Genomic DNA, 17,936 nt, shown 5'->3' on the forward strand with positions numbered 1-17,936 from the left:
ATTCAAAACATGGTATAATAGGTCTATATAGCTAAATAAAGCAAACCTATCACAAGGGATTAAGAAAAAGGATAGAACAGTCATGTCAACAGTAAAAAGTGATCTAAATATTGCTCAAATGTATGCGAGTCAGCTGAAAAATGCTTGTCAATCGTTAACAGCAATTGCTGTGGCTAGTCAAGATGATCGAACGACCCTTCAAGGGAATAACAAAGCCCATCAATGTCTGACAAAGTCTCAAAATCTAGCTAGTCAGATTTCGGCTGCTGTCACCCTGACTTCAGAACGACTGCACTCTATAGCGAGTGATTTTGAGGCGTTAGATGAAGCGGGTGCCAATGGTTTTAGGAGTCATGCATGAGCAAGTTGGATGAGTTGAAGAAAAGAGAGCGAGAACTCTTGTACCAGCTAGAAGACAATGGAAAAGAGAAATATCGCACCAAAGAACTGATAGAAACCTTTGAAGGGTATGATAGAGCTAGTCACCGTTATCAAAATGATTTGTGGGAGGCGGCCTATCAGAGCCGATATGCAGGACAGTTGGAAGAAACGCTCCTACAAAGAAACCAACTTAAAAACCAAATTCTTGAGAACCTCACCTACCACATGGATGATTTGAAAAAAGAAAAATTCCGGTTAGAGGGGAACTTGGATGAGGTCTACTATGAAAGACGCAAAGAACTAGAAAGAGAGGAGGAAAAACGACATGGGCATTGATATGTACCTGGAGCAATCACAACTACAAAGTTCGAGTGTAGCAACCATGTGCCAATCTCAGGTGGAGGCTTATCAAGACTTGCAATCAGCCATCAAAAAGTTTTCAGAGGATACAGAGAGTCTAAAGGGCGATGCTTATAATTCGGCTAGAAGTTTTTTTGCAAGTGTCTTGCTACCCTTGAGCAAAGGGGGACAACTCTATGCGGAAACCTTCTCTCAAGCTATCAAGAAATTACCAGAAGACTACCAAAGTATGGTCGACAGCAAGAGTTGGCGCGAGGATGATCTGCTTGATAAGATCCGCCAGGAAGAGCAAATGATTGCTTATCTAGATGAAGTCAACCAAACCCTTTCTAGCTTGACTATGGATAGTGAAGAAAAGGGGAGGTTGAGACGCAGTAATGTGGAACTCATGCGAGGACATCACGCCAATAAACGTGTCTATGAAACGATTTTGAGAGACCTGCGAGCCTATGATAGCTATTCAGGAGGACTGTTCGATGATCTAGACAGTATCGATGTGCAGTTGAGTCGTGGACTAGCTCAGATTGAAACGAGTTGGGATGCAAAGACAGGGGTCTTTAAAGTCCCATCTGACCTGACTTGGGCCAACTACCTATCTGCCTATTCTGACACAAAGGATATGAAACTCAGTCGTCAAGAGAAGGCCTTTGTCCAGACCATGATGGCAGAATACGGCTTTGACGCAGAGACAGCCCAACAACTCTTGACCATCAAGCAGGGGATAGACAAGAAGTTCCCAACCTCAAGTCAAGAGTTCCGTGACTATATCTTTTTGCGAGTCGTCGGTGCGGCAAATTATAATGAATTCCAGTGGAACGAAACGGCGGGTCATTTGAAAACTTATTTTTATGATGTGACTGTTGGCAGTTCGATTACAGGAAAATCAAGAACAGTAGAAAAACCGCTTCTTGAAATTTATCAAGAACTGGGGTTGAAAGAAGAAAAGGCCAAAGAACTGTATTATAATCTTAGATTACAGCATGAAATGGCGGGTGGAAAATATAAAAATATCGATGACATTAAGACTGCTGATGCAAAAAAAGGCTCAAATTATTATGCTTCCTATAAAAAATCATTTGAAGAAGTTTATGGAACTGGGATTGATTTTGATACGTTTTGGGATGAGAAACTGAAGGCCTACTCTAACAACGGAGCGGGCCATGCAGACTTTACCCATCAGTCCATCACTATGGCGACTCATCTTAATCCTAATCAAGTTCAGTTAGCCGATATCTATGGCGGTAGAGAGCGTGTCAAGGACCTTTCAGGCTGGGAGGGAGACACGACTAAAAATGCTACGGATAAAAAACCAAGCATTGGTGAAGATGACTACAAGGCAGATTTGGACTCGGTCAACCTTATCGGCCGTATGCAACAGGGGCAATCCTATGACCAAGCCATCTCTTCTTATTATGCTGACTTTCAAAAGGACTCCACTCAGAGAGAAAGAGAGTTCCTAAAAAATAAGGACTGGAAGCAGGTTAGAAGCACTATCTATGCTAGTATCCTTCCATTAGAGGTTATGGAAAAAGGGGAAGACGCCATTAAAGCATATATCGAAAATAACTATCCAGAAGTATCGATATTTTTAACCCGCTTGGAAGCCTTGGCGGAGTAGGATGATGATGATGAAGAAAATATTCAGTTTATTAGCTTTAGTCTTACTAGTTGTATTATTTTGTTTTTACTTTTTTCCTAAACAACCTAAAAACATTTTTGATGAGATTTACCAAGAAACTGAGAAAACCTATCGAACAAATAATATTTTAAGACATATAGATGGATTTAAAATCAGTCCAGGTTGGCCAAGTGACGACCCTAATATTTCGTATACTCCTTTTGGAAAGTATGAAACTCTACCCAAAGGCTATAGTGATATAACCATTGACCTTAATTTTGGAAAAGGTATAAAGGGGGTGTTGATTCTTTTTGAAAGAAAGACTAATTCGAATATTACCCTATGGTATTCGGCACACTATAATATGCAAAAGAAAGTGCTTAAAAAAGAGCTTGCGATTTTTGAAGAGCCAAGGAAACCAGGTCAATTTATTGATGATGAAGAAAAAGTAAGAGAATATTTAAGAAAAAATAATATTTCCAAAGAAGAATTAGAGAAAGACTTCGACGAAATCGTCAACCAGAAAGTTTTGAAAGATTGGTGTACCATTTATGACAGCAAGTTCTCGCCAAGTAACTATGGTGAGGTCAAGATTGAAACCCAGTGGGAGAATTGGTGATAGGCCATGCAGACTTTACCCATCAGTCCATTACCATGGCGACTCATCTAAATCCTAATCAAGCTCAGTTATCCGATCTCTATGGCGGTAGAGAGCATGTCAAAGACCTTTCAGGCTGGGAGGGAGATACGACCTTTAATGCAAACGATATGAAGCCAAGTATCGGAGAGGATGACTACAAGGCGGATTTGGACTCGGTCAACCTTATCTGCCGTATGCAAAATGGGCAATCCTATGACCAAGCAATCTCTTCTTACTATGCTGACCTTCAAAAAGACTCCTCTCAGAGAGAAAGAGAATTCCTAAAAAATAAGGATTGGGATACAGTCAGAGATACTATTTATGATAGTTTGCGACCAACGGATATTAAGTTAGATGGAGAGGATGCTCTTAAAGCATATATTGAAAGAAAATATCCAGGAGTGTTCAAGTTTTTAAACCGCTTGGAAGCCGTGGCGGACTAGGAGGAAGTCTATGAAGAAAATACTAGGTGTTTTAACAATAATTGTATTACTTGTATTAGTTTGTTTTTACTTTTTTGTGCGTCAACCTAAAAATATTTTTGATGAAATTTACCAAGAAACGGAGAAAACCTATCGGTCAAATAATATTTTAAGAAACATAGATGGGTTTAAAATCAGACCCGATTGGCCTAACGATGGAGAATATTTTGCATACACCCCTTCAGGGAAGTATCAAACTCATCCTGAAGGTTATAAAGACATAAGTATTAGCTTTAATTTTGGAGAAGGTATTAAAGGGATGACGATACGTTTTGAAAAAAGGATTAATTCGGATATTACCCTATGGTATTCAGCACACTATAATATGCAAAAGAAAGTGCTCAAAAAAGGGCTTGCGATTTTTGAAGAGCCAAGGCAACCAGGTCAATATCTTGATGATGAAGAAAAAGTAAGAAACTATTTAAAAAAATATAACATAACCAAAGAAGAATTAGAGAAGGACTACGACGAAATCATCAACCAGAAAGTCTTGAAAGACTGGTGCTCGATTTATGACAGCAAGTACTCGCCAAGCAATTATGGTGAGGTCAAGGTTGAAACCCAGTGGGAGAATTGGTGATAACATGAAGAAAATCCTCGGTTTAGTAGCCTTATTCGTGATAATCGTATCATCCTGTTTCTACTTTTTTATCCATCAACCTAAAAATATTTTTGATGAGATTTACCAAGAAACGGAGAAGACCTATCGATCAAATAATATTTTAAGAAATATAGATGGCTTTGAAATCAGACCGGATTGGCCAAGTGATGGAGAGTATTCTAAATATTATCCATTTGGAACTTATAATAAAGACCATACCCCAGAAGAGTATTTTGAAATCGAAATAGGTTTTAATTTTGATACAAAAACACAATTAAGTTCAATCTCATTTGAAAAACGAATTGGGCCAAATGTTAGAGTTAGAATATGGGATAACTATACTCGTAAGGATCGTGTTTTAAAAAAATTTGTGAATATAGGTTTAAAGAAAGCAGATACGGAAACATACATCGAAGACGAAGCTCAGGTGAAATCCTATCTAGAGCAGTACGGTATCACTGCCAAGGACTTGGACTCTTACTACGACGAAATCGTAAATCAGAAAGTCCTGAAAGATTGGTGCTCGATTTATGACAGTAAGTACTCACCAAGCAACTATGGTGAGGTGAAAGTCGAAACCCAGTGGGAGAATTGGTGACATAAAGATTCTCACTAATTATATAAACAGGTGGCTCTCTATTTTCAGAGGGCTTTTTATGTTGTCACTTTACCTCGATATACTCAAGTATAATCTTCGGTTACGATTATTAGTACTGTAAGACCAACTATATTTATTTTTCTCATCTTGTTCCATTGTTGAAAATATGGTATACTTTTCATGAGAATTTTCTAAATTTTTAATATTCTATCAAAGGAGGTTTGCATGCTTTCCAAATTTTCTGGAAGCCGACAGGACCTGAAATTTGTATTGCTTTTAGGTATTTTGCTAGCTGTTTTAGGTATTTCGCTTTTTCTAGCAGTCTCTATGGGATCCGTTGCGATTCATCTAGGAGATACCTATCGGATTATTTTGAGCAGGTTGGGGTTTCCTCTTGAGATAGGAGAGATTTCCAAGTCCACTCTTGCCATTGTATGGAACATGAGATTCCCCCGAGTATTGCTAGGTCTGATAGTAGGGGCGGGTCTTTCTATGTGTGGTAGTGTGATGCAGTCTACAGTGAATAATCCCATAGCTGAGCCCTATGTCTTAGGCATCTCTGCAGGTGCAACTCTAGGTGCAACCTTGAGCATCATTCTTGGTTTAAAAGTGATGATTAGCCTTGGCGCTTTTCTTGGAGCTATCTTAGCAACAATTGCCGTCCTTATCATTGCCTCTATGCAGGGAAGGATGACGACTTCTAGTCTGATCTTATCAGGAACGGTGGTCAATGCTCTCTTTCTGGCATTTTCAAACTTTATTATCTCAGTTGGTGCTAATGCTGACAGTGTGATGACTATTAAGTTTTGGACCATGGGCTCGCTTGCTGGGACTACCTGGTCTGACTTAGTTTTGCCAACTATAGTAGTGGGAATGGCCTTTCTATTTTTTTCTACGCAGTATCGTGTTTTTAATGCGATGATGATGGGAGATGAGGCTGCTTTAACTTTGGGGGTTCCCTTACGCTTTTATTGGTATCTTTATGTGACCATGGTGGCTGTGTTGACAGCAGTCTTGGTGGCGACCTGTGGGATTATTGGATTTGTCGGTCTGATTACTCCACATTTAGCTCGAGGGTTAGTAGGAACGAATTACAGGAGACTTTTTCCTGTTGCGACCATACTGGGTGCCCTCTTTGTCGTCTGGGCAGATGTACTCTCTCGTGTCATTATTCAAAATGCTGAGTTGCCTATTGGTATTTTCACGGCCTTAGTAGGTGCTCCCTTCTTTATTTACATTGTTGGAGGTAGGCGAAGGGAGGTGAGGGTCTGATATGGACTTGATTTGTCAGGATGTCCACTTTGGACTAGGAGAGAAAAAAATCCTCAAAGGAGTTTCTCTTAAGGTTGAGGGGCATCAATTTCACACGATATTAGGGCCAAATGGAAGTGGAAAAACCAGCCTGCTGAAACTCCTCTATCGTCATGAAAAGGCGGACAAAGGCTTGATAAGCCTAGATGGAAAACCTCTTGAACAATGGACAATCAAAGAAACAGCCAAGCAAATGGCGGTCGTCACCCAGTTTAATCAATTGCAGTTTGATTGTACAGTTGAGGAAATCGTCTTGCTGGGCAGAACGCCCCATCTCTCTTTTTTACAGAAGGAAAGGGAAAGAGATTATGCCCTCGTTCAAGATGCTCTCGTCAAGGTGGATATGCTTGAGAAGAAAACTCGTCTCTATTCGTCCCTGTCAGGGGGAGAGAAGCAGCGAGTTTTGTTAGCACGGGCCTTGGCACAAGAACCGACTCTCTTGCTCCTGGACGAACCAACCAATCACCTGGATATCAAGTATCAGTTAGACTTGTTGGCCATTGTGAAGAATCTCAAGGTCAATGTTCTAGCTGTCCTACATGATATTCAACTTGCTTGTCGCTATTCGGATTATCTCTATCTGATGAAAGAGGGGGAAATCCTTTACCAAGGGACTCCAAAGGAGATCATCACCCCTGAGTCATTGCAAACTGTATATGGAGTTCAAAGTCAGGTGACTTGGACCGAGGATCAGCAAGCTATGATTCACTATTTATAAGAATGAAAAGGAAAACAAGATGAAAAAAACACTCAGTATTTTACTGGTAACAGTAGCTACCCTAACCATGGCAGCTTGTGGTAATACTACAGAAAAAGCTTCCACGCAGTCTAGCGCCGAAACAAGTCAAAAGGCAAGCGCAGAGACGACTTATCCACTAACGGTTAAAACCTATGATGCTAAAGGAAATGAAGTCGAACAAGTTTTTGACAAGGCACCTGAAAAAGTTATCACCAACAATCTTTCAACCACTGAAATCTTATTGGAGTTAGGCTTGAAGGATAAAATTGCTGGCATGCTTAACCCTGATAATGCTGTGACAGACAAATACAAGGATGCTATTGCAGCTATTCCTCAAATTGGAGATAAAAAAACAGTCTCACAAGAGACAGTCCTTTCTTATGAGCCAGACGCTGTGATGGGGCGAAACATGATGTTTTCTGAAAAATCCTTGGGGACAGTTAGCGCTTGGAATGAAAACAAAATCCCAATTTATACGCAAAAAGCTTCTCTCTCCACAATTCAGCAAGATTTGGGGAATATCGTAGAAGATGTCAAAAATCTTGGAATGATTTTTAATGTTCAGGACAAGGCTAATGAATACGCAACCCAATTACAAACTAAAATTGACGCTGTTAAGAAAGCAAATCCAGCAAGCCAAGGTGAAAAGAAAAAGGCTTTGATTATGGTTGCTTATAATGATGAAACCTTCGGTGCCTACAAGTCTGCTTTGCAAGAAAGTTTGCTGAACCAACTTGGTTATACCAACGTTGCTACGGGGACATCAGGCTTGACCTTGGAAAACCTCGTGTCAATGGATCCTGAATTGATTATCTATGTAACCAGCGATCGAAATAAAAAATTGGATGAAAAAGCAGTAGAGTTGATGAAGGCAAATGCTGTTTTGGAAAGCGTTCCTGCTATTAAGAATCAAAAAATCATGACCATCTCTTACGATGAGTTGATGGACTATGGTCCAGCAGTGATTGATTCTCTTGAGAAAATCAATGACTTTATCAATAAATAATGAGTTTGATTGGGAAGGAATTCAAGTCAAAATCAGCCTTCCTTCTAACTACGACCCCAATCAAACCTATCCGGCTATTTTATTGAATGATGGAAACTTGGACTTCCTATCGTCCCTTTCTGAATCTATGATTTTAGTGGGCTTGACCTCTAAAAATCGCCTAGACGACTACACTCCCTGGAAGGGATCTGCTCTGAGAGATGGGGCTCCAGATTTTGGTGGTCAGGCAAATGCCTATCATGGTCATTTATTTGGAGGTCTTTTAGACATGTTGCAGTCGCTTTATCGCTTGGATAAAAATCGCCTTGCCTATGGGGGTTACTCACTAGGTGGTTTAGCGGCAGTCTACAGTCTTTTCAGCTTTGACAAGGTTTCCTGTGTCTTCTCCATCTGCGGTTCCTTTTGGTATCCTGATTTTGTGACTTACTGCAAGGCAGAGACAGTGAAAAATTTAGACTGTTTGCTGTATTTACAGAATGGTCAAACAGAAGGAGCGCACCATACTAATCGCTTGGCTCAAGCACCAGCCTATGCTGAGCAGATCCATACCAGTCTTCAGAAATGCTATCCGAACGGCCAGTTTGTTTTTGATCCTTATGGACACCATGAACAAGTAGCTGAACGATTTTTAGCCTTTTCTAGCTGGTTGACCCAAAAATGGAAAATCGAATAAAAGAGTTATCCCTTGGCTTTTGCCAAGGGATTGTTGTATTTTTTAACCAAGAGCCTCTCTCTTTTTATCTGGATTCCATACGAAGCTTGCGATAAAGCTAAAGATGATGGTTAGGATAGCGAGGATAATGGCAAGGATGAGAGCAGGGATGCGGATAAACCACCAGAGTGGGTTTGGTTTTTTATCATTGTGCCATTGTTTCGTTTCTTGGTCCAAACGTTGGAATTCTGTTTGGATACGATTGGCGACTGTTTCAATGCCGTCATCATTCATTTTCTTGATATCGGAGATATCAATTGGATTTCCAAAGTTCATATCGACACGTTCGCGGCTAACCAAGCCTTTCAAGGTCATAGGACCTGTGTAGGTAACCGGCATAATACGGACCTTGGCCATTTTGGCAATCAGGGCAACTCCACCCTTGACATCGTTTGAGTGACGGCTCCCGCTTGGAAACATGATGAGAGAGCGATCACTTTTTTTGAGAACATTGATAGGATATTTGATGGCTGAGGCGCTAGGATTTTCACGGTCAATAGGAAAGGCACCACACATACGAATCCACCAGCCAAAGATACGGTTGGTAAAGAGCTCTTTTTTGGCCATAAAGATAAACTGTTTTGGCTTGGTCGCAAAAGCCATGTAAACTGGATCCCACCAAGTGCGGTGAGGCGCAACCAAAATATAATTTTCATCTTGATTAGGAATTTTATCAGTATTATGATAGTGGGCATTGCCATTGATGGACCATAGGAGCAAGACAACCAATCCACGTAAATAAGTATAAAACATGCGATCTCCTTCGATTCTTTTCTTGTTATTATTATACCTTATCAAAGGAGGGCTGGCAAACTTTTCCCTTGACCAGGTCCATATTTGGGATGAGATTAGAATTCTTTTAGAAAAAATGATATGATAGAATTTATGGATAAAAATAAGATTATGGGATTAACCCAAAGAGAAGTCAAGGAAAGACAGGCTAAGGGCTTGGTCAATGATTTTACTGCATCGGCCAGTACTAGTACTTGGCAAATCGTTAAACGAAATGTCTTTACCCTTTTTAATGCTTTAAACTTTGTCATTGCTTTGGCACTAGCCTTTGTGCAGGCTTGGAGCAATCTGGTCTTCTTTGCCGTTATCTGTTTTAACGCTTTTTCTGGAATTGTGACCGAGCTACGGGCCAAACACATGGTGGACAAGCTCAATCTCATGACCAAAGAAAAGGTCAAAACCATTCGTGATGGCCAAGAAGTGGCTCTGAATCCTGAAGAATTGGTGTTAGGAGATGTCATTCGTTTGTCTGCAGGAGAGCAGATTCCCAGTGATGCCTTGGTTTTGGAAGGCTTTGCGGAAGTCAATGAAGCCATGTTAACAGGGGAAAGTGATTTGGTGCAAAAGGAAGTGGATGCCTTGCTTTTGTCAGGAAGTTTCCTAGCCAGTGGGGCAGTTTTAGCTCAAGTTCACCATGTCGGTGTAGACAACTATGCTTCCAAACTCATGCTGGAAGCCAAGACCGTTAAACCAATCAACTCTCGTATCATGAAATCGCTGGACAGGTTAGCTGGTTTTACTGGGAAGATTATCATTCCTTTTGGTCTGGCTCTCTTGCTGGAAGCCTTGATGTTGAAAGGTTTGCCCCTCAAGTCATCCGTTGTAAATTCGTCGACAGCCCTACTGGGAATGTTGCCTAAGGGAATTGCCCTCTTGACCATTACTTCGCTCTTGACTGCAGTGATTAAGTTGGGCTTGAAAAAGGTCTTGGTGCAGGAGATGTACTCTGTTGAGACCTTGGCGCGCGTGGATATGCTCTGTTTGGACAAGACGGGCACCATCACCCAAGGGAAGATGCAGGTGGAGGCTGTTCTTCCACTGACGGAAACTTATGGTGAAGAGACCATTGCCAGTATCCTGACCAGCTACATAGCCCATAGTGAGGATAAAAATCCAACTGCCCAAGCCATTCGCCAGCGTTTCCAAGGTCAGGTAGCCTACCCTATGATTTCCAATCTTCCCTTCTCAAGCGACCGCAAGTGGGGAGCCATGGAGTTAGAAGATTTGGGAACAGTTTTCTTAGGTGCACCTGAGATGTTGCTGGATTCTGAGGTACCAGAAGCCAGGGAGGCCTTGGAGAGAGGTTCACGTGTCTTGGTCTTAGCCCTCAGTCAGGAAAAATTAGACCACCACAAACCACAGAAACCATCTGATATTCAGGCTCTAGCCTTGCTGGAGATCTTGGACCCGATACGAGAAGGAGCAGCAGAGACACTAGACTATCTCCGTTCTCAGGAAGTGGGGCTCAAAATCATTTCTGGGGACAATCCAGTTACGGTGTCCAGCATTGCCCAGAAGGCTGGCTTTGCGGACTACCACAGCTATGTCGATTGTTCGAAAATCACCGATGAGGAATTGATTGCTATGGCGGAGGAGACTGCGATTTTCGGACGTGTTTCCCCTCATCAAAAGAAACTCATCATCCAAACACTGAAAAAAGCGGGTCATACAACAGCTATGACAGGGGATGGAGTTAATGATATTCTGGCTCTTCGTGAGGCGGATTGTTCTATCGTGATGGCTGAGGGAGATCCGGCGACTCGTCAGATTGCCAATCTGGTTCTCTTGAACTCTGACTTTAATGATGTTCCTGAGATTCTCTTTGAAGGTCGTCGCGTGGTCAATAACATTGCCCACATTGCACCGATTTTCTTGATAAAGACCATCTATTCTTTCTTGCTCGCAATTATCTGTATCGCCAGTGCTTTACTAGGTCGGTCAGAGTGGATCTTGATTTTCCCATTCATTCCAATCCAGATTACCATGATTGACCAGTTCGTGGAAGGTTTTCCACCATTCGTTCTAACTTTTGAGCGAAATATCAAACCTGTCGAGCCAAACTTCCTCAGAAGATCCATGCTTCGTGCTCTACCAAGTGCTCTCATGGTCGTCTTCAGCGTTCTTTTTGTGAAAATATTTGGAAGTAGCCAAGGTTGGTCTGAGTTAGAAATCTCAACTCTACTCTATTATCTCTTGGGATCAATTGGTTTCTTATCCGTATTTAGAGCCTGCATGCCATTTACCCTATGGCGTGTCCTCTTGATTGTTTGGTCAGTAGGAGGCTTCCTAGCCACAGCTCTCTTCCCAAGAATTCAAAAACTGCTTGAAATTTCAACCTTAACAGGACAAACACTACCTGTTTATGGTATCATGATGCTGTTCTTTACCGTGATTTTCATTTTGACCAGTCGCTACCAAGCTAGAAAATAAAGAAAGGCTGCAATCTGTGGATTGCGGTCTTTTTAGGTACAAGATTGCCAGTTGAAATGTGGTATAATAAGAGGTAATAGAGTTTTGGAAAGAGAGAGAGAATGATTTCAAAGAGATTAGAATTGGTGGCTTCCTTTGTTCCCCAAGGGGCTATTTTACTAGATGTGGGGAGTGACCATGCTTATCTGCCTATCGAGTTGGTCGAAAGAGGCCAAATCAAAAGCGCCATTGCAGGTGAGGTGGTGGAAGGTCCCTATCAGTCTGCGGTCAAAAATGTTGAGGCTCACGGCCTAAAGGAGAAAATCCAGGTTCGTTTAGCAAATGGCTTGGCAGCCTTTGAAGAGGCAGACCAAGTGTCGGTCATTACCATTGCTGGTATGGGGGGGCGTTTGATTGCTAGGATTTTAGAAGAAGGCTTGGACAAGTTAGCTAATGTAGAGCGTTTAATCCTCCAGCCTAATAATCGTGAAGACGACTTGCGTATCTGGCTACAAGAGAACGGTTTTCAGATCGTAGCAGAAAGCATTCTAGAAGAAGCGGGTAAGTTTTATGAGATCTTGGTGGTGGAAGCAGGACAAATGAAGTTATCAGCAAGTGATGTCCGTTTTGGCCCCTTCTTGTCTAAAGAAATCAGCCCAGTCTTTGTCCAAAAATGGCAAAAAGAAGCTGTTAAGCTAGAGTTTGCCCTCGGACAAATCCCAGAGAAAAATCTGGAAGAACGTCAAGTTCTAGTAGATAAGATTCAAGCCATCAAGGAGGTTCTCCATGCTAGCAAGTGAAGTAATTAACGCATATGAAGCCTTTTGCCCTCAGGAATTTTCCATGGAGGGAGACAGTCGTGGCCTGCAAATTGGCACTTTAGACAAGGATATCCAAAGTGTCATGGTTGCTCTGGATATTCGTGAAGAAACGGTGGCTGAAGCTATTGAAAAAGGTGTGGATTTGATTATCGTCAAGCACGCGCCGATTTTCCGTCCCATCAAGGATTTGGTAGCTAGCCGTCCACAAAATCAGATTTACATTGATCTCATCAAGCATGACATTGCAGTTTATGTCAGTCATACCAATATTGATATCGTTGAAAATGGTCTCAATGATTGGTTCTGTCAGATGCTAGGTATCGAGGAAACGACTTATCTGCAGGAAACTGCCCCTGAACGTGGGATTGGACGTATTGGAAATATTCAGCCTCAGACATTTGGGGAATTGGCCCAGAATGTCAAGCAAGTCTTTGGTCTAGATAGTCTTCGATTGGTGCATTATCAAGAGACTGATTTGCAGAAGCCGATTTCAAGAGTGGCTATCTGTGGTGGTAGCGGGCAGTCTTTCTATAAGGATGCTTTAGCTAAAGGAGCGGATGTCTATATCACTGGTGATATTTACTACCACACTGCCCAGGATATGTTGTCTGATGGCTTGCTGGCATTGGATCCAGGTCACTATATCGAAGTGCTTTTTGTGGAAAAAATTGCAGAGCTTCTTAATCAATGGAAAGGAGAAAGTGGCTGGACTATTGATATTGTACCTAGTCAAGTATCAACCAATCCTTTCCACCATATCTAGTTAGAAGGTGAAGACAATGAAAAAAGTTGCTATTATCGGAGCAGGAATTGTGGGAGCAACAGCAGCCTACTACCTCTCGAAAGAAAGTGACCTAGAAGTAACCGTCTTTGATCATGGACAAGGTCAGGCTACCAAGGCCGCAGCAGGAATTATCAGTCCTTGGTTTTCCAAACGCCGTAATAAGGCCTGGTACAAAATGGCACGCTTGGGGGCTGACTTTTATGTGGATTTATTAGCTGATTTAGAGAAGTCAGGGCAAGAAATCGACTTTTACCAGCGTTCGGGAGTCTTTCTCCTGAAAAAGGATGAATCCAAGTTGGAAGAACTCTACGAATTGGCCCTTCAGCGCAGAGAAGAATCTCCCTTCATAGGGCAATTAGCCATTCTGGACCAAGCATCAGCTAATGAATTATTCCCTGGTTTGCAGGGATTTGATCACTTGCTCTATGCTTCTGGTGGAGCGAGAGTAGATGGGCAGCTTTTGGTCACTCGTTTGCTAGAAGCCAGTCAGGTCAAGCTGGTCAAAGAAAAAGTAACTCTGACACCTTTAGCATCAGGTTACCAGATTGACGAAGAGGTGTTTGATCAAGTTATTTTGGCGACGGGAGCTTGGTTGGGACACCTGTTAGAACCTTTAGGTTATGAAGTAGATGTTCGTCCCCAAAAGGGGCAACTCCGAGATTATCAACTTGCCCAAGACATGGAAGCTTACCCTGTTGTTATGCCAGAAGGGGAGTGGGATTTGATTCCTTTTGCAGGTGGGAAATTATCCCTAGGCGCTACTCATGAAAATGACATGGGATTTGATTTGACGGTAGATGAAACCTTGCTCAAACAAATGGAGGTGGCAGCCTTGCCCCACTATCCTGTTTTATCGGAAGCGACTTCCAGAAGTGAACGAGTGGGAATCCGTGCCTATACCAGTGATTTCTCTCCTTTCTTTGGGCAGGTTCCAGAATTAGCAGGTGTCTATGCTGCTAGTGGACTAGGTTCATCAGGCCTCACAACTGGTCCTATCATTGGTTACCACCTAGCTCAACTGATCCAAGACAAGGAGTTGACCTTGGACCCTCTAAACTACCCAATTGAAAACTATGTCAAACGAGTAAAAAGCGAATAAGGATTTTACTGAAATTTTAGCCTCCCCTCTAGGATGGCAAATGACATTCCCTATCAAAAATGGTAAAATAAGAAAAAATAATCCGAGAATCGAGGAAAAAAGATGCAAGAAAAGATTTTGGTAACGGGTGGAGCAGGTTTTATCGGAACCCACACTGTTATTGAGTTAATCCAAGCAGGTCATCAGGTTGTTGTGGTGGATAACCTTGTTAATAGTAACAGAAAAAGTTTAGAAGTTGTTGAAAGAATCACAGGAGTTGAAGTGCCTTTCTATGAGGCAGATATCCGTGATACCGATACCCTCAGAGATATTTTCAAGCAAGAAGAACCAACAGGGGTCATTCACTTTGCTGGCTTGAAGGCTGTCGGTGAATCTACCCGTATTCCTCTTGCCTACTATGACAACAATATCGCTGGAACTGTTAGTCTTTTGAAGGTCATGGAAGAAAACAACTGTAAAAACATTATTTTCAGTTCTTCTGCGACAGTTTACGGGGATCCGCACACCGTGCCAATCTTGGAAGATTTCCCACTTTCAGTGACCAATCCATACGGTCGTACCAAACTTATGCTAGAGGAAATTTTGACCGATATCTACAAGGCAGACTCAGAATGGAATGTGGTCTTACTTCGTTATTTCAACCCAATCGGAGCACATGAGAGTGGTGATTTGGGAGAAAATCCAAACGGTATTCCAAACAACCTCTTGCCATATGTGACTCAAGTAGCAGTTGGGAAATTAGAGCAAGTGCAAGTGTTTGGAGACGACTACGATACGGAAGATGGAACTGGTGTTCGTGATTATATCCACGTTGTCGATTTGGCTAAAGGTCACGTTGCAGCTCTACAAAAAATCCAAAAAGGTTCAGGTCTAAACGTTTATAACCTTGGAACAGGTAAAGGTTATTCTGTTCTTGAAATTATTCAAAACATGGAAAAAGCAGTGGGACGTCCAATTCCTTACCGCATTGTAGACCGTCGCCCAGGTGATATCGCAGCCTGCTATTCAGATCCTGCAAAAGCCAAAGCAGAACTCGGTTGGGAAGCAGAATTAGACATCACCCAAATGTGTGAAGACGCATGGCGTTGGCAAAGCAAGCATCCAAATGGATTTGAAGACTAAGATGGTGATGTCAATCATTGTCCCCTGTTTAAACGAAGAGGAAGTACTTCCTCTTTTTTATCAGGCTTTGGAAGCTTTACTTCCGGATTTGGGAACAGAAATCGAGTATGTCTTTGTCGATGATGGATCAAGTGATGGGACCTTGGAACTCTTAAAGACCTATCGGGAGCAAAATCCAGCAGTGCATTATATTTCTTTCTCGCGAAATTTTGGCAAAGAAGCAGCTCTGTATGCAGGCTTGCAATATGCGACAGGAGATCTAGTGGTGGTGATGGATGCAGACCTCCAAGATCCTCCTAGTATATTGCTTGAGATGAAAGCCTTACTAGACCAGAATACAGACTTGGACTGTGTTGGGACCAGGAGAACTAGTCGGGAGGGGGAACCCTTCTTTCGCAGTTTTTGTGCTAATCTATTTTACGGCTTCATGAAAAAAATTAGTCCAGTAGCCCTGCCGTCAGGTGTCCGTGATTTTCGCATGATGAGAAGGTCTGTAGTCGATGCCATTTTAAGCTTGACTGAGTCCAATCGTTTTTCGAAGGGACTCTTTGCCTGGGTGGGTTTTAAAACCCACTATCTGGACTATCCAAATGTCGAAAGGAAGGCTGGTAAGACCAGTTGGAGTTTTAGGCAACTTTTTTTCTACTCCATTGAAGGGATTGTTAATTTTTCAGATTTTCCCTTGATTATAGCCTTTGTGGCAGGTCTCCTATCTTGTTTGATTTCTCTGCTTATGACCTTTTTTGTTGTGGTGCGGACCCTCATTTTGGGCAATCCGACATCAGGTTGGACCTCTCTGATGGCTGTTATTCTCTTCCTTGGTGGGATTCAACTCTTGACCATTGGGATTCTCGGCAAGTATATCAGTAAGATTTATCTAGAGACCAAAAAAAGACCACTTTATCTCGTCAAAGAAAAAAGTGACCTTCCTGATTTTACAGAAAAAAATAAAGAGAAAAGACTATAATTTTGCATGGAAATATGCTAAACTAGAAGGAGTGGAACGTTCCTGTCGGTATTAGAGTTAATCTTTAATCAAGGCACGTGTCGGACAGTTTCTAACAGCTTCTACGACGTCCTGACTAGGAGAGATTTCTTTTTCTAGTTGGTCAGGGTCATCGTAAAAACGCACGATTCCATTATCGTGGTAATCAAATAATTCAGAATAAGTTTGGCAAAGACCACAGGCAATGCAGCGTTCAGGTATAAGTGTGATTTTCATATTTATATTGTAATAAGAAAAGTAAAAAAAAACAAGGAGTAAGGTATGGCAAAAGAACCGTGGCAAGAAGATATTTATGAGAATCAAGAAGAACAGACGAGAACGGAACGACATCAACGTAATCAAAAAGGTACAGGTATTGTTGCAAATCGTGTCTTGACGATTCTAGCTAGTCTCTTTTTCGTGATTGTTGTAGTAATGATAATAGTATTGATTTACCTTTCAAGTGGAGGGAGTAATCGTACAGCAGCCTTGAAAGATTTTTATGATTCATCTGCCCCTGTTTCAACCTCTGTAACAGAAGAATCCGCATCTTCATCTAGCAAGACTGAAGAAGCAACTTCTACAGAGAGCTCTTCTAGTGAAAGTCATTCTGAAGAGCATACTGATAGTGAAGGGACAATTACAGTTCAGGCTGGAGAAGGAGAAGCAACCATTGCCGCTCGTGCAGGAATCTCGATTGCTCAGCTAGAGGCCTTGAATCCTGGGCATATGGCTACAGGTTCTTGGTTTGCTAATCCAGGTGATGTTATCAAAATCAAATAGGAGTTGATATGAAAACAATTCAAATTGCTATCGATGGTCCAGCTTCAAGCGGTAAGAGTACGGTTGCTAAGATTATTGCTAAAAATTTTGGTTATACCTATCTAGATACAGGTGCTATGTATCGTGCGGCGACCTATATGGCTCTGAAACACCAGTTAGGAGTGGAAGAAATTGAGGAACTTTTAGCCTTATTGGACCAGCATCCAATCAGCTTTGGGCGCTCAGAAACTGGAGAACAACTTGTCTTTGTAGGAGATGTGGACATTACTCATCCTATTCGTGAAAATGAAGTGACCAATCATGTTTCTGCTATTGCAGCAATTCCTGAAGTACGTGAGAAACTAGTTTCTCTCCAACAAGAGATTGCCCAGCAAGGTGGGATTGTCATGGATGGTCGCGATATTGGGACTGTTGTATTGCCACAAGCAGAATTGAAAATTTTCTTAGTAGCTTCTGTTGATGAAAGAGCAGAACGCCGTTACAAGGAAAATATTGCCAAGGGAATTGAAACAGACCTTGAAACCCTAAAAGAGGAAATTGCTGCGCGTGACTACAAGGATAGTCATCGTGAGACTTCGCCTCTCAAACAAGCAGAGGATGCAGTTTACCTTGATACAACTGGTTTGAACATTCAAGAAGTAGTCAAAAAAATTGAATTAGAAGCAAAGAAACGTATGTCCTAGGGACAGGAGA

General features: G+C 41.8%; 21 protein-coding genes. 19 read left to right on the forward strand and 2 right to left on the reverse strand.

Annotated elements, in window-relative coordinates; translation table 11 throughout:
- Positions 1 to 82 precede the first annotated feature (82 nt).
- The 11 genes from N8M66_RS06685 (at position 83) to N8M66_RS06735 (ending at position 8,409) form a co-directional block, all read left to right on the forward strand.
- Complete coding sequence (locus N8M66_RS06685) at positions 83 to 361, forward strand: TIGR04197 family type VII secretion effector (RefSeq protein WP_042750740.1); 279 nt, start codon at positions 83 to 85, stop codon at positions 359 to 361.
- Entirely contained in the window at positions 358 to 717 is a 360-nt protein-coding gene (locus tag N8M66_RS06690; protein WP_261046311.1) for a hypothetical protein, read from the forward strand. Before N8M66_RS06685 ends, N8M66_RS06690 begins: the two co-directional genes overlap by 4 nt.
- A complete protein-coding gene (locus N8M66_RS06695) occupies positions 707 to 2,359 on the forward strand; it encodes an LXG domain-containing protein (protein ID WP_261046313.1) in 1,653 nt (550 codons plus the stop codon). Before N8M66_RS06690 ends, N8M66_RS06695 begins: the two co-directional genes overlap by 11 nt.
- 10 nt (positions 2,360 to 2,369) lie before the next feature.
- On the forward strand, positions 2,370 to 2,978 hold the full coding sequence (locus N8M66_RS06700; protein WP_261046387.1) for a TipC family immunity protein: 609 nt from the start codon (positions 2,370 to 2,372) through the stop codon (positions 2,976 to 2,978).
- A complete protein-coding gene (locus N8M66_RS06705; RefSeq protein ID WP_261046315.1) occupies positions 2,975 to 3,442 on the forward strand; it encodes a hypothetical protein in 468 nt (155 codons plus the stop codon). Before N8M66_RS06700 ends, N8M66_RS06705 begins: the two co-directional genes overlap by 4 nt.
- 10 nt (positions 3,443 to 3,452) lie before the next feature.
- The gene (locus tag N8M66_RS06710; protein ID WP_261046317.1) at positions 3,453 to 4,061 is read left to right on the forward strand and encodes a TipC family immunity protein; all 609 of its coding nucleotides are present in this window, start codon (positions 3,453 to 3,455) and stop codon (positions 4,059 to 4,061) included.
- A gap of 4 nt (positions 4,062 to 4,065) precedes the next feature.
- Positions 4,066 to 4,680 (forward strand): TipC family immunity protein, encoded by a 615-nt coding sequence (locus N8M66_RS06715; protein ID WP_261046319.1) that lies wholly within the window; start codon positions 4,066 to 4,068, stop codon positions 4,678 to 4,680.
- Positions 4,681 to 4,905: 225 nt separating this feature from the next.
- The gene (locus tag N8M66_RS06720) at positions 4,906 to 5,952 is read left to right on the forward strand and encodes a FecCD family ABC transporter permease (RefSeq protein WP_261046321.1); all 1,047 of its coding nucleotides are present in this window, start codon (positions 4,906 to 4,908) and stop codon (positions 5,950 to 5,952) included.
- A 1-nt stretch (position 5,953) separates the two neighbouring features.
- The gene (locus tag N8M66_RS06725) at positions 5,954 to 6,709 is read left to right on the forward strand and encodes an ABC transporter ATP-binding protein (protein WP_261046322.1); all 756 of its coding nucleotides are present in this window, start codon (positions 5,954 to 5,956) and stop codon (positions 6,707 to 6,709) included.
- 19 nt (positions 6,710 to 6,728) lie between these two features.
- Positions 6,729 to 7,736, forward strand: a complete 1,008-nt coding sequence (locus tag N8M66_RS06730) for an ABC transporter substrate-binding protein (protein WP_261046324.1) — start codon at positions 6,729 to 6,731, stop codon at positions 7,734 to 7,736.
- On the forward strand, positions 7,717 to 8,409 hold the full coding sequence (locus N8M66_RS06735) for an alpha/beta hydrolase (protein ID WP_261046325.1): 693 nt from the start codon (positions 7,717 to 7,719) through the stop codon (positions 8,407 to 8,409). Before N8M66_RS06730 ends, N8M66_RS06735 begins: the two co-directional genes overlap by 20 nt.
- Before the next feature lie 42 nt (positions 8,410 to 8,451).
- Here the strand turns inward: N8M66_RS06735 and N8M66_RS06740 are convergent, their stop codons facing one another.
- Positions 8,452 to 9,201, reverse strand: a complete 750-nt coding sequence (locus N8M66_RS06740; protein WP_261046327.1) for a lysophospholipid acyltransferase family protein — start codon at positions 9,199 to 9,201, stop codon at positions 8,452 to 8,454.
- A 132-nt stretch (positions 9,202 to 9,333) separates the two neighbouring features.
- Here N8M66_RS06740 and N8M66_RS06745 point away from each other — a divergent pair, with 132 nt between their 5' ends.
- The 6 genes from N8M66_RS06745 to N8M66_RS06770 all read left to right on the forward strand — a co-directional run bounded on the left by N8M66_RS06745 (position 9,334) and on the right by N8M66_RS06770 (position 16,442).
- Positions 9,334 to 11,670 carry a cation-translocating P-type ATPase gene (locus N8M66_RS06745; RefSeq protein ID WP_261046330.1) on the forward strand — a complete coding sequence of 779 codons (2,337 nt, stop codon included), beginning with the start codon at positions 9,334 to 9,336 and terminating at the stop codon, positions 11,668 to 11,670.
- A gap of 101 nt (positions 11,671 to 11,771) precedes the next feature.
- Entirely contained in the window at positions 11,772 to 12,449 is a 678-nt protein-coding gene (locus N8M66_RS06750) for a tRNA (adenine(22)-N(1))-methyltransferase (RefSeq protein ID WP_261046333.1), read from the forward strand.
- Positions 12,436 to 13,233 (forward strand): Nif3-like dinuclear metal center hexameric protein, encoded by a 798-nt coding sequence (locus tag N8M66_RS06755; protein ID WP_261046337.1) that lies wholly within the window; start codon positions 12,436 to 12,438, stop codon positions 13,231 to 13,233. Before N8M66_RS06750 ends, N8M66_RS06755 begins: the two co-directional genes overlap by 14 nt.
- Positions 13,234 to 13,249: 16 nt before the next feature.
- On the forward strand, positions 13,250 to 14,353 hold the full coding sequence (locus N8M66_RS06760) for an NAD(P)/FAD-dependent oxidoreductase (RefSeq protein WP_261046340.1): 1,104 nt from the start codon (positions 13,250 to 13,252) through the stop codon (positions 14,351 to 14,353).
- Positions 14,354 to 14,455: 102 nt separating this feature from the next.
- The gene (gene galE / locus N8M66_RS06765) at positions 14,456 to 15,475 is read left to right on the forward strand and encodes a UDP-glucose 4-epimerase GalE (protein ID WP_049491630.1); all 1,020 of its coding nucleotides are present in this window, start codon (positions 14,456 to 14,458) and stop codon (positions 15,473 to 15,475) included.
- On the forward strand, positions 15,459 to 16,442 hold the full coding sequence (locus N8M66_RS06770; RefSeq protein WP_314725948.1) for a glycosyltransferase family 2 protein: 984 nt from the start codon (positions 15,459 to 15,461) through the stop codon (positions 16,440 to 16,442). The genes galE and N8M66_RS06770 overlap by 17 nt, the downstream gene beginning before the upstream one ends.
- 57 nt (positions 16,443 to 16,499) lie before the next feature.
- Here the strand turns inward: N8M66_RS06770 and N8M66_RS06775 are convergent, their stop codons facing one another.
- The gene (locus tag N8M66_RS06775; RefSeq protein WP_004235080.1) at positions 16,500 to 16,697 is read right to left on the reverse strand and encodes a ferredoxin; all 198 of its coding nucleotides are present in this window, start codon (positions 16,695 to 16,697) and stop codon (positions 16,500 to 16,502) included.
- Positions 16,698 to 16,742: 45 nt separating this feature from the next.
- Here N8M66_RS06775 and N8M66_RS06780 point away from each other — a divergent pair, with 45 nt between their 5' ends.
- A complete protein-coding gene (locus N8M66_RS06780) occupies positions 16,743 to 17,243 on the forward strand; it encodes an SAG1386/EF1546 family surface-associated protein (RefSeq protein ID WP_049511127.1) in 501 nt (166 codons plus the stop codon).
- 8 nt (positions 17,244 to 17,251) lie between these two features.
- Positions 17,252 to 17,926, forward strand: coding sequence for a (d)CMP kinase (gene cmk / locus N8M66_RS06785; protein WP_049487135.1), 675 nt, complete (start codon positions 17,252 to 17,254; stop codon positions 17,924 to 17,926).
- Positions 17,927 to 17,936: the final 10 nt, after the last annotated feature.

Source organism: Streptococcus mitis (assembly GCF_946188585.1).
In the GTDB taxonomy this organism is placed as follows: Bacteria; Bacillota; Bacilli; order Lactobacillales; family Streptococcaceae; genus Streptococcus; species Streptococcus mitis_DG.

Coding starts and splice junctions, on each gene's coding strand:
- N8M66_RS06685 (WP_042750740.1), top strand. CDS start 83: ATGTCAACAGTAAAAAGTGATCTAAATATTGCTCAAATGTATGCGAGT.
- N8M66_RS06690 (WP_261046311.1), top strand. CDS start 358: ATGAGCAAGTTGGATGAGTTGAAGAAAAGAGAGCGAGAACTCTTGTAC.
- N8M66_RS06695 (WP_261046313.1), top strand. CDS start 707: ATGGGCATTGATATGTACCTGGAGCAATCACAACTACAAAGTTCGAGT.
- N8M66_RS06700 (WP_261046387.1), top strand. CDS start 2,370: ATGAAGAAAATATTCAGTTTATTAGCTTTAGTCTTACTAGTTGTATTA.
- N8M66_RS06710 (WP_261046317.1), top strand. CDS start 3,453: ATGAAGAAAATACTAGGTGTTTTAACAATAATTGTATTACTTGTATTA.
- N8M66_RS06715 (WP_261046319.1), top strand. CDS start 4,066: ATGAAGAAAATCCTCGGTTTAGTAGCCTTATTCGTGATAATCGTATCA.
- N8M66_RS06720 (WP_261046321.1), top strand. CDS start 4,906: ATGCTTTCCAAATTTTCTGGAAGCCGACAGGACCTGAAATTTGTATTG.
- N8M66_RS06725 (WP_261046322.1), top strand. CDS start 5,954: ATGGACTTGATTTGTCAGGATGTCCACTTTGGACTAGGAGAGAAAAAA.
- N8M66_RS06730 (WP_261046324.1), top strand. CDS start 6,729: ATGAAAAAAACACTCAGTATTTTACTGGTAACAGTAGCTACCCTAACC.
- N8M66_RS06735 (WP_261046325.1), top strand. CDS start 7,717: ATGACTTTATCAATAAATAATGAGTTTGATTGGGAAGGAATTCAAGTC.
- N8M66_RS06740 (WP_261046327.1), bottom strand. CDS start 9,201: ATGTTTTATACTTATTTACGTGGATTGGTTGTCTTGCTCCTATGGTCC.
- N8M66_RS06745 (WP_261046330.1), top strand. CDS start 9,334: ATGGATAAAAATAAGATTATGGGATTAACCCAAAGAGAAGTCAAGGAA.
- N8M66_RS06750 (WP_261046333.1), top strand. CDS start 11,772: ATGATTTCAAAGAGATTAGAATTGGTGGCTTCCTTTGTTCCCCAAGGG.
- N8M66_RS06755 (WP_261046337.1), top strand. CDS start 12,436: ATGCTAGCAAGTGAAGTAATTAACGCATATGAAGCCTTTTGCCCTCAG.
- N8M66_RS06760 (WP_261046340.1), top strand. CDS start 13,250: ATGAAAAAAGTTGCTATTATCGGAGCAGGAATTGTGGGAGCAACAGCA.
- galE (WP_049491630.1), top strand. CDS start 14,456: ATGCAAGAAAAGATTTTGGTAACGGGTGGAGCAGGTTTTATCGGAACC.
- N8M66_RS06770 (WP_314725948.1), top strand. CDS start 15,459: ATGGATTTGAAGACTAAGATGGTGATGTCAATCATTGTCCCCTGTTTA.
- N8M66_RS06775 (WP_004235080.1), bottom strand. CDS start 16,697: ATGAAAATCACACTTATACCTGAACGCTGCATTGCCTGTGGTCTTTGC.
- N8M66_RS06780 (WP_049511127.1), top strand. CDS start 16,743: ATGGCAAAAGAACCGTGGCAAGAAGATATTTATGAGAATCAAGAAGAA.
- cmk (WP_049487135.1), top strand. CDS start 17,252: ATGAAAACAATTCAAATTGCTATCGATGGTCCAGCTTCAAGCGGTAAG.